The 13827-nt window shown below is 44.6% G+C and carries 12 protein-coding genes; 10 read left to right on the top strand and 2 right to left on the bottom strand.

Features of this window, described 5'->3' with window-relative positions; translation table 11 throughout:
* The first annotated feature begins 181 nt into the window (after positions 1 to 181).
* Complete coding sequence (locus HXT34_RS04725; protein WP_064621441.1) at positions 182 to 1039, top strand: DeoR/GlpR family DNA-binding transcription regulator; 858 nt, start codon at positions 182 to 184, stop codon at positions 1037 to 1039.
* Between the two features lie 482 nt (positions 1040 to 1521).
* Positions 1522 to 2718 (top strand): hypothetical protein, encoded by a 1197-nt coding sequence (locus HXT34_RS04720; RefSeq protein ID WP_421784618.1) that lies wholly within the window; start codon positions 1522 to 1524, stop codon positions 2716 to 2718.
* 496 nt (positions 2719 to 3214) lie between these two features.
* Here the strand turns inward: HXT34_RS04720 and HXT34_RS04715 are convergent, their stop codons facing one another.
* Positions 3215 to 3616: a hypothetical protein gene (locus tag HXT34_RS04715; protein WP_421784616.1), complete on the bottom strand. Its 402-nt coding sequence runs from the start codon at positions 3614 to 3616 to the stop codon at positions 3215 to 3217.
* A gap of 955 nt (positions 3617 to 4571) precedes the next feature.
* Here HXT34_RS04715 and HXT34_RS04710 point away from each other — a divergent pair.
* Entirely contained in the window at positions 4572 to 5876 is a 1305-nt protein-coding gene (locus HXT34_RS04710) for an AMP-dependent synthetase (RefSeq protein ID WP_421784614.1), read from the top strand.
* Positions 5877 to 6083: 207 nt separating this feature from the next.
* On the opposite strand, the gene HXT34_RS04705 is transcribed toward HXT34_RS04710, so the two are convergent.
* Complete coding sequence (locus HXT34_RS04705) at positions 6084 to 6404, bottom strand: hypothetical protein (protein ID WP_421784611.1); 321 nt, start codon at positions 6402 to 6404, stop codon at positions 6084 to 6086.
* Between the two features lie 77 nt (positions 6405 to 6481).
* On the opposite strand from HXT34_RS04705, the gene rpsF reads away from it, so the two are divergent.
* The 7 genes from rpsF to fni all read left to right on the top strand — a co-directional run bounded on the left by rpsF (position 6482) and on the right by fni (position 13818).
* Positions 6482 to 6778, top strand: a complete 297-nt coding sequence (rpsF, locus tag HXT34_RS04700; RefSeq protein ID WP_004574062.1) for a 30S ribosomal protein S6 — start codon at positions 6482 to 6484, stop codon at positions 6776 to 6778.
* 186 nt (positions 6779 to 6964) lie between these two features.
* Positions 6965 to 7564, top strand: a complete 600-nt coding sequence (locus HXT34_RS04695; protein ID WP_419398920.1) for a single-stranded DNA-binding protein — start codon at positions 6965 to 6967, stop codon at positions 7562 to 7564.
* Positions 7565 to 7715: 151 nt separating this feature from the next.
* Positions 7716 to 7964 carry a 30S ribosomal protein S18 gene (rpsR, locus tag HXT34_RS04690; protein ID WP_004105399.1) on the top strand — a complete coding sequence of 83 codons (249 nt, stop codon included), beginning with the start codon at positions 7716 to 7718 and terminating at the stop codon, positions 7962 to 7964.
* 16 nt (positions 7965 to 7980) lie between these two features.
* Positions 7981 to 8427, top strand: coding sequence for a 50S ribosomal protein L9 (gene rplI / locus HXT34_RS04685; protein ID WP_004105397.1), 447 nt, complete (start codon positions 7981 to 7983; stop codon positions 8425 to 8427).
* Positions 8428 to 8976: 549 nt separating this feature from the next.
* Complete coding sequence (gene mvk / locus HXT34_RS04680) at positions 8977 to 10224, top strand: mevalonate kinase (protein ID WP_421784609.1); 1248 nt, start codon at positions 8977 to 8979, stop codon at positions 10222 to 10224.
* 135 nt (positions 10225 to 10359) lie between these two features.
* Positions 10360 to 11457, top strand: coding sequence for a diphosphomevalonate decarboxylase (gene mvaD / locus HXT34_RS04675; protein ID WP_421784607.1), 1098 nt, complete (start codon positions 10360 to 10362; stop codon positions 11455 to 11457).
* Between the two features lie 9 nt (positions 11458 to 11466).
* A complete protein-coding gene (gene fni / locus HXT34_RS04670; RefSeq protein ID WP_421784605.1) occupies positions 11467 to 13818 on the top strand; it encodes a type 2 isopentenyl-diphosphate Delta-isomerase in 2352 nt (783 codons plus the stop codon).
* Positions 13819 to 13827: the final 9 nt, after the last annotated feature.

Raw genomic sequence — 13827 nt, 5'->3', positions numbered from 1 at the left:
TGTTATATGCGCTATTATTTAGTGTTTTTGTGCGTTTCCTCACTTAGCGCGCGTTCGTTTTTGTGCGATTTTTCACAAAACCTGCTTTGCTTGACAACAAAATGTGCGTTCTTTTCGTTTTAAGGCATTAAAACGCTCAATTACGTTTGTTTTTTGCGTTTACGTGTGCGATAATGTTCGTATGATTTCTTCGCAGCGTCAACATTTGATTTTAAGCCGTCTTCGCACGCGCGGTGCTGTTCGCATTACTGCGCTTTCTAAAGAGCTGAACGTTTCTGCTATGACGGTTCGCAGGGATATTGCCGAGCTTTCGGATCGCGGTCTTTTAAAGCGCGTTCACGGCGGCGCTGTAACGACTAATACTTTGCTTTCGGAGCCGCTGTTTTCTGTAAAGTCGCAAATGGACATTGGCTTGAAGGATGCAATTGCGCGTTTGGCTGTGGACTACGTTTCTCCGGGGGATGTGATTGCTATTGGCGGCGGCACCACTGCTTATGTGTTTGCGCAGCATTTGCTTGAGTCGCGCAGGGCTTCTGGCATTACGATTTTGACTAATTCGATTCCTGTTGCGGAGCTTGTGCAAGCGCTTGAGTCTAAGGATGTTGAGGTTATTGTTACTGGCGGCGTGATTACGCGCTCTAATTCGCTGGTCGGTCCTATTGCAGATAAGGTTGTGGCTTCTCTTCGCGTGAATACTGTTTTTCTTGGCACGCACTCGGTGTCTCTTCCTCGCGGATTCCTTATGCCGAATTCTTTGGAAGCTGCTACGGATATGGCGTTAATGGATATTGCGGATCGCACGATTATTTTGACGGATCATACTAAATGGAGTTGCACGTCGCTTTCGCTGTTTGCTCGTTTTGATCAGGTTGATACTGTTATTACTGACGATGGTTTGGATGCTGATTCTCAACTTCGCACGCGTGAGCTTGTGAAGGATTTGGTTTTGGCTCCTGTTATTGACGAGCGAGATGTTCTTGATGCGTCTAATGGTGACGATTTAGCAAATTCTGAAGATTCTGACGATTTGCTTGATTAGTGGTTTTTGCGAAGTTTGATTTTAATGCCCGAGTGAGTTGTTTACTTGTTTGCTCGGGCATTTTTTGTGTTTGATGTGTGTTTGGTTCTTAGTTTTGCTTAAAGCGCGTCAATGCTTAAATATTGCGTTTTTCCTTGTTTTATAAGGCATTTGAGCAATTGCAAAACTCAAACCTTAAAGAAAGCTGAAAAAACATTAAAAAAATCCAGTATATGGCGTGTCGCGTAATTTTTATCAAAAAATACAGAAAAGTGCCGTAAATATTTCTGCTTTTTAATGAATATAACTAATATTTATCAAGATTTTTGTATTTTTGGCGCTTAGAAATCTGAATTTTAGTGTTGAGTTTTCTGAGAGCTTGCGGTAAGTTTTAACTCAGTTACCGGTTGAATCCCTAGTTCACTGGTACGAGCGGGAAACCGCAAATGGCAAATTTTTCTTCGCATACCCTAGTGCGAAGGAGAAGAAGAAAGGAAAATATTATGTTGAATAAGAAGGCTATCGCCGCATTCGCTGCTGGCGCCACCCTCCTCTCTGGTTTCGCTTTTGCTGCTCCAGCAATGGCTGCTTGCCCAGCTAATCCACAAGTCATGAGCGTTGCTAAGGCTGCTACTAAGGCTGCTTACGATGAGTATGCTGCTGCTAAAGCTGTTTTGGATAAGATGACTGTTTCTGAGGATGCTACTGGTAATGTGCCAACTATCACACCAGCAGCTGGTAAGACTGTCAATTCCTATTACAAGGTGAACGCTGATACTAGTATCCAACTTTTTGATAAGGCAATTAAACAGGATATTAAGTCTGGCGAGGCTGATGCTCTTCGTGCTTTTGCTGCTAAGCGTAATGCTTATGTTGCTTCTAAGACTGCTAAGGATACTCAGCAGGCTAAGGTGAACGAGCTTAGTGTTAAGTATCTTGCTGCTAAGGATGCAGAGTCTTGCGCAACTCCAGATCCTGATAAGAAGCAGGAAGCTATCGATAATGTTCGCGATGCCGCTAAGACTTTGCAGAATGCTGATAACGATTTCGCTAAGGCTAAGAAGGCTTTCTATGCCGCTAAGGATGCTTACCGTAAGGCTCAGGCTGAGTTGAATGCTCGTTATGCTGCTTGGCAGGCTGCTCAGGCTGCTTTGGATGCATTCGATGCTTCTGGTGTGAATGATTCTGCTAAGAGGCAGCGTTTAGCTGATGCCGTGGATCGTGCTGCTGCTCATTGGGAGCGCGCAAATACTGCTTATGGTGAAGCTGAGACTAAGTACAATGACACTAAGGCAGCTGCTCTTGCTGCTAAGGCTGTTTATGAGGCTGCTTTGCAGGCTTACAAGGATGCCTACAATGCAGCTGTCGCTGCTGGTGTGAACCCATCCTTGTTGCCACCAGTTACGACTGCTGATCCTTTGGATTTGAGCTTCAACCCTGTTCCAGGTGCTAAGGAGCTTTATGCTGCTGCTGTGAGTGGTAAGTTTGGTAAGGAAGTTCAGGCTGCTGCTCAGAAGGGTAAGGATGCCAAGGCTTCTGCTCAGCAGAACAACAAGAACAATGCTGCTGCTGACGCAAACGGTGCATCTGCCTCTGCTGCCGCTCAGCTTCCTAAGAGCGGTGCTGCTGTAGCTATGGCTGCTGTTGCTGCTTCTGTGCTTGCTGGCATGGGTGCTGCTCTTCGCAAGATCCGTCACTAAGCTAAAAGCTGATTCAGCGATGAATCATTTTAAGCTTTGTCTTATGGTTGATCGTTGAGTCGATTTTACTGTGAATTACTTAGTCTAGTGTGCTAAAAGGTGCGCTAGACTAAGTTTTTTTTTATAACAATTTGTGTTCTGTACGCTTGCATTCACCGCGTTCGTACCTTCTTTCCGCGCCCTCGTAAAGTTTTTGCCGTTTTTTCGCGTGTAGCCGACCGTTTCTTTACTCTCGTGTAAACTTTTTGCCGCTATTCCGCCTTTTCGCGACTTTTCCTTTACGCCGCTGTAAAGTTTCTGTCGCTATTCCGCTCTTTCGCGACCGTTTCTTTACTCCGCTGCGCAGTTTCTGCCGTTTCTTCCGGTTCCGCACTTCTGCTCGCTCCTTCTGTTCGCACTCACGTAAACTTTTTGCCGTTTTTTGGCGCGTATCCGACCGTTTCTTTACGCCGCTGTAAAGTTTCTGTCGCTATTCCGCCTTTTACCGACCGTTTCTTTACGCCGCTGTAAACTTTTTGCCGTTTCTTCTGGTTCCGTACTCTGCTTGCGCTTTCTGTTCGCTCCGTTTGTCCGCCCTTGTAAACTTTCTGCCGCCTTTTGCCGCGTATCCGACCGTTCCTTTACTCCCGTGTAAACTTTCTGCCGTTTCTTCTGGTTCCGTACTCTGCTTGCGCTTTCTGTTCGCTCCGTTTGTCCGCCCTTGTAAACTTTCTGCCGCCACCTGCCGTTCCGCACTTTCTGTCTGTGCTTCTGTCTGCGCCCTTGTAAAGTTTTTGCCGCTATTCCGCCTTTTCGCGACCGTTCCTTTACACGGCTGCACAGTTTCTGCCGTTTTTTGCCGTGCATCCGACTTTTTCTGTACACGCCTGTAAAGTTTCTGTCGTTTTTTCGCGCGCATCCGACCGTTCCTTTACTCCCGTGTAAACTTTCTGCCGCCTTTTGTCATGCATCCGACTTTTTCTTTACGCCGCTGTAAACTTTTTGCCGCTATTCCGCCTTTTCGCGACTTTTCCTTTACACCGCTGCACAGTTTCTGCCGTTTCTTCCGGTTTCGTACTTTCTGCTCCCTCCTTCTGTTCGCGCCCACGTAAACTTTTTGCCGTTTTTTCGCGCGCATCCGACCTTTTCTGTACACGCCTGTAAACTTTCTGCCGTTTTTTGGCGCGTATCCGACCTTTCCTTTACGTCGCTGTAAACTTTCTGCCGCTTTTTGCCGCGCAACCGACTTTTCCTTTACTCTCGTGTAAACTTTCTGCCGCTACCTGCCAATTCCGCACCTTCTTTCCGCGCCCACGTAAACTTTCTGCCGTTTTTTGTCACGCATCCGACCGTTCCTTTACTCCCGTGTAAACTTTCTGCCGCTTTTTGCCGCGTATCCGACCGTTTCTTTACGCCGCTGCACAGTTTTTGCCGTTTTTTCGCTCGTATCCGACTTTTCCTTTACGCCGCTGTAAACTTTCTGCCGCTATTCCGTCTTTTCGCGACCTTTCCTTTACACAGCTGCACAGTTTCTGTCGTTTTTTAGCGCGTATACGACTTTTCCTTTACGTCGCTGTAAACTTTCTGCCGCTTTTTAGCGCGTAGCCGACTTTTTCTGTACACCCTCGTAAACTTTCTGCCGCCACCTGCCAATTCCGCACTTTCTTTCCGCACCTTCTTTCCGTACCTTTTATCCACAATGCAAGAAATTTATTTACGTACGAATAAGGCTTTAATAACCTTGCATTATGAATAATTTTTATATAAACGATTTATTTTCGAATAGCGAACAAAATAAGCGTTGCTTCGCCCCGAAAACTAATGCTGAAAGAAAAGCAGTTCAAAGGTCGTCGCAACGTGGAGAAGCTGTGCGCGTGTACAAAAATCTTTACATGCGTAAAGAATATTGGAATAATCTTTACGAAGCTGAAAAAATACGTCATATTGCGTTATCTATTATTGAATCGCACCCCGATTGTAAATTAACAGCTTCGACTGCCTCGGCACTTCTTGGGTATCAAGTTATGAAAGATTATGACAGCGAAAAAAATTGCTATGATAATACTTTTCTTAGCGAAAAGAAAAATTGTGCGGATGCAAAAGATATTAAAATTTATATTCGAAGCAACAAGCGAAAATCAAGCAAGTATAACAATCAACTGAAAGTTATCCCTTCCGCAGGTTACGAACAGAATGGTATGAGCGACGATGTCCGCATTTTAACGCGTGAGAATAACAGTACTGGGCAATTAATGAAGCTTCCACATGCAAGCGATTGCGTGACTGAAGAAATAAAAAGTCACTTGGTAGATAAAAGCACTATGTTGTTTGACGTTGCTAATAATTACTCATTTAGATTTGCTTTGCCTATTTTCGATTCAGCAGCGCGAGATAATGTGAATTTAAGCAGAGTGATCGAAATTTGCAAAAGTCGATACTGCGATTGCAAGAATAGCTGTAATTACAAGAATAATTATAATTGCAAGAATAACTGCGATTACAAAAATAACTTGAGTGACGTCGCTTGTAATAGCGAGATTGCAAATAATGAAACGTGTGCGAATATCAGTTTACACAAAAACCAACGCCATCATACAAGGAATTACGCTTATTTGGATGACTTGCGAAACTATGCAAAAACGAATGGTGGGACTAGTTTTTCATTGTCTTTTGAGCAAATTTTTGAGTGCGAACAAAAAAAGTTGGCTAAATTATGTAAGCTTTGCTTCTTTGCAAATGGTCTTAGCGAGAACGCTGGTGAATCCTTAGCTCGGGGGACAATGATTAATTTGGGATTTATGATACCAGAATTACAGCGTGAGTTTGAGATTCCACATGTAAATTTGAAGTATCGTTGCGACTTTTTGTGGAGTCTGAATAATGGGGAGTTGATTGTTGGGGAGTTTGACGGGTATTCGAAATACTACATTGATACAGATGATGCGCAATATAAGAATGTGAATCTTAATTCTTCAGAAGACAATAAAAATTTATTCGAATCGCGAAACCAGAGTGTTATTCATAAGAATATCGACAAACAAGCGGAACGTGAGGTATTGCTTATGAAGGAATGCGGCGTAAATAAAATCGTGCGCTTTAATTACTCGGATATTCTTGATCCTAGGAAGCTTGAGAAGAAACTTGCATCTGTTGGAGTGCCTAGAATTATTGGAAAATAGGCGATGCGTGCGCGTTCTGCGTAACTTTGCGCTCTTTCGCGACTTTTCCTTTACGCTGCTGTAAAGTTTTTGCCGTTTTTTCGCGCGTATCCGACCGTTTTTTCACGCCGCTGCACAGTTTCTGCCACCTTTTGGCGCGTATCCGACCGTTTCTTTACGCTACTGTAAAGTTTTTGCCGTTTTTTTCGCGCGTATCCGACCGAAACTTTACGCCGCTGTAAACTTTCTGCCGTTTTTTCGCGCGTATCCGACCGAAACTTTACGCCGCTGTAAAGTTTCTGCCGCTATTTCGCTTTTTCGCGACTTTTCCTTTACGTAGCTGTAAACTTTCTGCCGTTTTTTCGCGCGTAGCCGACCGTTTCTTGACAGCGCTGTAAACTTTTTGCCGTTTTTTCGCGCGTAGCCGACCGAAACTTTACACGCGCGTAAACTTTCTGCCGCCTGACACCATCGTTTAAGCGCGTAATTCTCGTCGTCACGAGCGTGCTGTAAAATAGCAAAGTTGTGTGCGGTTTTGGTGCTTGCCATCAAACATATCGCGCATATTTTGCAAACACACTCCTGCTGTGGAAGGTCCACAGCCGATAGTCCGAAGGAGGTGGGTGATGTCTGCACATAAGTATGAACTGATGTTCATTGCAAATCCTGAGCTGGATGAGCACGGTCTTAAGAAGTTGACCGAGCAGTATCTTGAGCTTGTCACCAACGAGGGCGGTTCCGTTGACGGTACCGATTACTGGGGTCGCCGCAAGTTTGCCTACGAAATTGAAGGCAAAACCGAAGGTAACTACGTTGTGGTGAACTACACTGCCGAGCCATCTGTAAGTGACGAACTTGACCGTGTTTTGAACCTTAACGAATCTGTAATCCGCACGAAGATTCTTCGCAAGGACGCTAAGTAAAAACTAGCAAAACTAAGTAAGCTCTAGTGATTAAATAAAACTAAGTAAGCTCTAGTGATCTAGTGAATTAAATAAAAACTAGTTAAGCTAAATAAATACGTAAACAACCGCGCATAAGTTGCGCACAAAATTGCCAGTAATTGCTAACATGCGATTACGAGTAAAGCGAGAAAGAAAAGGCACGATATGGCAGGTGAAACAATTATTACCGTCGTGGGAAATCTCACTTCGGATCCTGAATTAAGGGCACTTTCCAACGGTGCTTCTGTTGCGAGCTTTACCATTGCATCCACACCTAGAACGTTTAATCGTAATACGAATCAGTTCGAGGACGGGCCTGCATTATTTATGCGTTGCTCAGCGTGGAGAGACTTGGCAGAACATTGTGCAAACAGCCTTTCTAAAGGCACGCGCGTGATTGCTCAAGGCAGGTTGTCGCAGCGTTCGTATCAAGCGCAAGACGGCTCGAATCGCACAGTTGTTGAACTTACAGTTGACGAAATTGGTCCATCTTTGCGTTATGCAACTGCGCAAGTTAACCGCCAAAGCTCTTCAACAGGTTTTGCTGGTGGCTCGCGTGCAGTAAATGCTGCTGGTACAGTTGCTGGTGCTGCTGGTGCAGGTTATGCTGGCGGAGCAAATTATGCTGCTAGCCAGGCTTCTCAGCATGCCGCAAGTTCTTCAGCTGCTGATCCATGGAGTGCTGCTGCGCCAACAAACGATAGTTTTTCAACTTTCGGCGCCAATTCTGATTTTGGTGGCGATTCTGAAGAACCTGAGTTCTAGCGTTTTAGTTGAGCTATAGATAGCGTATTTATTTGTTTATTTACGCACTTATTTACGCATTTATTTACGCGCTTACTTAATCCTTATAAATACATCATCAGTTAAATGTTATGCGAACAAAAAGCATAACGGATTTGAGAGAGGACATCTTATGTCACGCAAAAGGCCGCAACCACCGGTCAAGCCTTTCAAAAAGAAGCCAAATCCTTTGAAGGCTGCCAAGATTACTGAAATTGATTATAAAGACGTTGCTTTGCTGCGCAAGTTCGTTTCTGACCGCGGCAAGATTCGTTCCCGTCGTATCACCGGCGTAACCGTGCAGGAACAGCGCAAGATCGCGAAGGCAGTGAAGAACGCTCGCGAAATGGCTTTGCTTCCTTACGCCACTACCGGTCGCTGATTGAGAGGATAGGAATATGGCTGAAACCAAGGTTATTCTTACCAAGACTGTTGCCAACCTCGGTCACTCTGGTGACGTTGTTGAAGTTAAGGCTGGCTATGCACGCAACTACCTGATTCCTCAGGGTCTTGCTTTTGCATGGAACAAGGGTGCTGCTTCCCAGATTGAAGCAATGCGTCGCGCTCGTCTTGCCAAGGCTGTTGCCACTCGTGAAGAGGCAGTTGCAGCTAAGGCTCAGATTGAAGGCACCGTTGTGGAGCTTTCTGCTAAGGTTTCCGAATCCGGCAAGCTTTTCGGTGGCGTTTCTGCCGATAAGATTGCTGCTGCTTTGGCTTCCAAGGCTCAAGTTGAGGCTCGCGCAATTAAGGTTGCTACTATTAAGACCACTGGTGAGTTCCCAGCAACCGTAACGTTGCATCCGGAAATCACCGCTTCCTTCACTGTTAAGGTTGTGGCTGAGTAAGTAGCTTTGTGAATTTTACAAAACATGTTGCAGCAAGCAGATTCTTGCTTTTAGTGGTTTTCTGCTTGTAATACATGTGGATTGAACTTAAGCATTAGCTCTGCGTTTGTGTTGCATTGAGTTTTCTCATTGCGATGCTGCGCAGAGTTTTTTATTGGTGCGCGCTGGTCGGTTTTACATTTCTATTCCCCGCGCGACCTTTTCTTTACGCGACTGCACAGTTTCTGCCGTTTTTTCGCGCGCATCCGACCGTTTCTTTACACAGCTGCGCAGTTTCTGCCGTTTGTTGGCGCGTATCCGACCAAAACTTTACACTCGTGTAAACTTTCTGCCGCATTTTCGCGCGTATCCGACTTTTCCTTTACACTCGCGTAAAGTTTCTGCCGTTTTTGGCGCGTAGCCGACCTTTACTTTACACAGCTGCGCAGTTTCTGCCGTTTCCAAATGTGAATGTGTTGTAAGTGTCACGTGCGTAACGTAGTTTTTTAAGTTCTACTCTACTAAATTGGAACAGTTGGAAAATTGCGAATTATAAAGGAGATACAAACTGTGCTGAAAAGCAAATATGAACTGGCTGACGAGCTTAGTATGAACGCAAAAGCGCAAGATGCCAGCATATCTGCTATTCGCAATGACGAAGAGTATGCTTGTAAAAATTCCGCAATTACGAATTCAGCAAGCGCAAATCTTTCAAGCGAAAATCTCGTAAGCGAAAATCTCGTAAGTGCAAATCTCGAAAACGCAATAAAATACAGCAATCACAAAGGTTACGGCGAAACTTGCGCGAAGGTTATTCTTTTCGGCGAACATTCCGTAGTTTATGGCCATTCTGCAATAGCTTTGCCGCTTAAAAACTTGCGTATGCGCGCTGTTGTAACTAGTTGCAACGAATCTTTAGCGCCTGCTTCGTGCGAATCTTCAGCGTCTGAACCACGCGAATCTTTAGCACCTGCACCGCGCGAATCTTCAGCATCTACTACGAATCTCGACTCACATATAATTCTTTCGTGCCTTGACTTTACTGGCAAACTTTCCGAAATTCCTGCGCGCTTTAATAGCATACGAACAGCAATCCGCGCGTCGCTAGAGTTTGCAGGGTGGAGCGGTGAGAATTTGCACATTTTTACTGAGTCTGATTTTCCAGCAGAACGAGGTCTTGGCTCGTCTGCTGCCGCTGCCGGTGCTGTAATTCGTGCGATTCTTGACTATTATGGCGTTGCAGCTAGCGATGATGAGATTTTTAAGTTGACGCAGACTGCTGAGTGCGTGGCTCACGGGCGTTCTTCAGGCTTGGATGCAACTGCAACTGCTGCTTCCTGGCCTGTGCGTTTTAGTCGTGGCTGTTTTGATCGCATGGAAATTAACATGCGTGCGTGGCTTGTTTTGGCGGATTCTGGATGCAAAGGAATGACTCGCGAAACAGTTGAAGCTTTGCGTTCTCGTTTGGAATCGAATCCTGTTGAAGTTGGAGCGCAGCTCAATAAATTGGGGGAGATTGCGGCTGTTGCAGAAGATGATTTGGCGTTTGGTCGCATTGAAAATATGGGTAAGCAAATGACTTTCGCGCACCGTATTTTGGCTGATTTGGGCATAAGCACTGCGAAACTTGACGCACTGGTAGATGCTGCTTGCCAACATGGCGCGTTGGGTGCAAAGCTTACTGGCGGAGGTGGCGGAGGATGCGTAATTGCGCTGGCTGATAGCGAGGATGCAGCTAAGCGAGTGAGTGAAGCTTTTAAAAATGCCGGTGCTTGCGATACGTGGATTGTGAATATAGGTGATTCTGCAATAAATTGAATCTTATTTTTACTTGAAATGTGGCATAAACTTTGCAGTTGCTTAAATAAAAGAAGCTTGTGCGCACTGTTTTGCTAAAATATTGCTTAGCACATTAACAAACGAGAATTACGTATCTGCCGCAAAAGGAACAGCATGCAAAATGTTGAAATTCAGCCAAAAATAACGTTTGACGCTAGTCTTTCACCCAACTCAGCTTTTGCTAAAGCAAACGCGAATATTGCGCTGATTAAGTATTGGGGTAAGCGCGACGAAAAGCTGATTTTGCCTTATACTTCCTCGCTTTCTCTCACACTTTCGGATTTGTCTACAACTACAAGCGTAAGTTTTGCGAATAATCTTGAACAAGATACTTTTACTTTAGATAATGAAAAGATTTCGCCGTCTGCAAAAACTTTTCGTCGCGTAGTCGCTATGCTCGATTTGGTGCGTGAAATTGCAGGAATTTCAACGAAAGCAAGCGTTGTTTCGCATAATATTGTGCCAACTGCTGCCGGTCTTGCTTCGAGCGCGTCTGGTTTTGCAGCTCTTGCGTCTGCTGCCTCGTACGCTGCTGGATTAAACCTAACTCCACGAGAACTTTCTAGACTTGCAAGACGTGGTTCTGGCTCAGCTTGTCGTTCGATTTTTGGAGGACTTTCAATTTGGCATGCAGGTTGCGACGACGAAACGTCTTACGCAGAGCCTATTGAAAACGCACAAGTTGCGCTTAAAAATTTAAACCTTGCTATGATTGTTGTTACTTTGGACGATAGTAAAAAGCCGATTTCTAGCCGGGAAGCGATGCGCAGAACGGTTGAAACTTCGCCAACGTATATGCAATGGGTTGAGCAGTCGAAAGACGATCTTGAAATTGCTAAAGATGCAATTAAGCGAGCAGATATTGAGCAATTGGGAGAGGTTGTTGAGCGCAATGCTTTTGGAATGCACGAAACTATGCATAATGCTGTTCCGTCGGTGAATTATTTGACTAGCAAAACGCATGTTGTGCTTGAAGCGGTTAAAAATATGCGAAAAGATGGTTGGCTGGTGTGGTCTACGATGGATGCTGGTCCGAATGTGAAGGTGCTTACTTCTGGAGATGATGCTTATCGTGCAATGTGTCAGTTGCGTGCGCGAGTTGAGGATGATTTGCGTAATTCTAGCGTTTTTTGTAATACAGAATATTGCGAGCCGAAATTTGCGATTGCGCTGCCAGGTGACGCTGTGACGGTGAGTACGAGTTTAAAATAGGCGGATAATATGACTCAAGTGCGCTCTAGTGCCCCAGGAAAGCTTTATATTGCTGGCGAGTATGCTGTTGTTGACGGCTGTGCTGCAATTGTTGCTGCTGTTAATCGTTATGTGACGGTTAGCGTAAGTGATGAAACTTTAAACGAAGAGTTACGCGAAAATTTGCAGAAAAATACGCCTAGTAGCAGAAATTATTGTGGTGTAATTACCTCAGATGGCGAAAAATATAAACCGCTTCTTTGGGCGCGCGCATCCGACGGAAGTATTGAAATACAAAACGACGGAAAATATGCTTATGTGCTTGCAGCAATGAGTGTAGTTGACGCTTATGCTAGTGAGGAATGTGCGCCAAATATTAACCGCAAAAGTTACAATGTGCATATTTCTAGCGAACTTGATGATGCAAAAACTGGTAGAAAATACGGTCTTGGATCTTCTGCTGCAGTAATTGTTGCGGTTATTCGCGCGTTGTGCAAATGGTATGATTTGAATCTTTCGACTCCAGAAATTTGCAAGCTAGCGTTAATTGCGTCGTCGAGTGTTAAAAAATCCGGAAGCGGTGGAGACGTTGCCGCCAGTTCTTATGGCGGTTGGATTATGTATCGCGCATATAACCGCGAGTGGCTTGAAGCTGAGCTTACGCTAGTAAAATCCGGATGCTCCGATTTCAGTGAGTTGTTGCACAAAAAGTGGCCGCGCCTGGAAGTTAAGCGTTTAAATGCAGATAAGTCGCTAAAACTTTTAGTCGGATGGACTGGTTCTCCTGCGTCTAGCGCAAAGCTAGTAAGTAGCGTAGAAAGTAGCGTTAAAACTAGTACGGAAAGTAACGTTGAAAGTAATGCTGAAAGTAGCGTCGAAACTAGTGCTTTTGACAAAAAAATTAAATCTTTTACTTACGAAGATTTTTGCAAACAAAGTGAGATTTGCGTGCAAAAACTTGCGCACGCAATTGAAAAGTTTGAAATAAGCGAAATTTCTAGCGGTTTTGCTCAAAATCGTGCGTTGTTGCAAAAATTAAGTGCTCTTACTGGAACTGTTATCGAAACGCGTGAACTTGCAAAATTTATTGAAATTGCGACTTGTGCCGGTATTCCTGCAAAAACTAGCGGTGCAGGTGGGGGAGATTGCGCAATTGCGCTGTCGACAATTTATGACAATAATGTAATTGAAACTATGAAATCTACTTGGGAAGCCAATGGGATAAAGCCATTGAATATTGATGTTACGGAAATTTTTGGAACTGGTAAGCCTTCTGAAAATATTGTATTAAACGCGTTTGCTGAGGGTCGCGAGCCTAATGCGCAATCTGCTCAATCTTGCACAATACAAAACCGAAAAGACGCGCATATTGCGCTTGCAGACAAGCAATATAAAACTCGTGCAGATTCAGATTTTGACAAAGTGCGTTTTGTGCCGAATGCTTTGCCACAGGTCGCGCTTGAAGAAATTGACGCTAGCGTGAACGTGCTAGGAAGCGAAGTATGCGATTCTGTGCATTGGTGCTCGCCGATATATATTAACGCAATGACCGGCGGAAGTGACGCTGCTAAAAAAGTGAATGCAAGTCTTGCTAGAGTTGCTGCAAAAAATTCTGTTGCTATGGCGAGCGGATCTTTGAGTGCTGCTCTTCGAGACGAAACTTTACTCAGCACTTTCAGTGTCATAAGAAGCGAAAATCCACATGGATTTGTGATGGCAAATGTTAGCGCTGGAACTAGCGCGTCTGATGCATTGCGTGCTGTAAACATGATTCAGGCGAATGCGTTACAAGTGCATTTAAATGCTGCACAAGAGTTGGTTATGCAAGAAGGCGATCGCGATTTTCGAAATTGGTTGCGCAATATTGAGTCTATTGTCAATGCGTGCGAAGATCTAAAAGTGCCTGTGATTGTGAAGGAAACTGGATGCGGAATTTCTGCTAAAGATGTTCATCGTCTTAAAGATGTTGGAGTGCGCACTGTAGATGTTTCTGGTCGTGGCGGAACTAATTTTGTAACAATAGAAAATGCTCGCAGGAACTTAGGCGACTGTGATTATTTGGCTGATTGGGGTCTTACTACTGTTGAGTCGCTAGTTGACATACGCAAGTGTGATTCGTTAAAAAATATGGAAATTTTTGCAAGTGGAGGAGTTCGCACGCCTTTGGATGTTGTGCGCGCGTTGGCTTTGGGTGCTTCGGCAGTTGGTGTTGCTGGCGAGTTTTTGCATACGCTTATGCATGAAGGTGAGGACGCGCTTTCTTTGCAAATTGATAACTGGCAGAAGCAAATCAAGATGATTATGGCGCTTCTTGGATGCAAGACAGTTAAGGATTTACAAGAAAAGACTGAGTTCGTGCGTGCGGATTGTCTTGGTAAGTGATATACTTGT

The organism is Gardnerella sp. DNF00983, from assembly GCF_049244265.1.
GTDB lineage: Bacteria > Actinomycetota > Actinomycetes > Actinomycetales > Bifidobacteriaceae > Bifidobacterium > Bifidobacterium vaginale_J.
The sequence above is the reverse complement of the archived record's forward strand: the minus strand, read 5'-3'. Positions and strand labels throughout refer to the sequence as shown.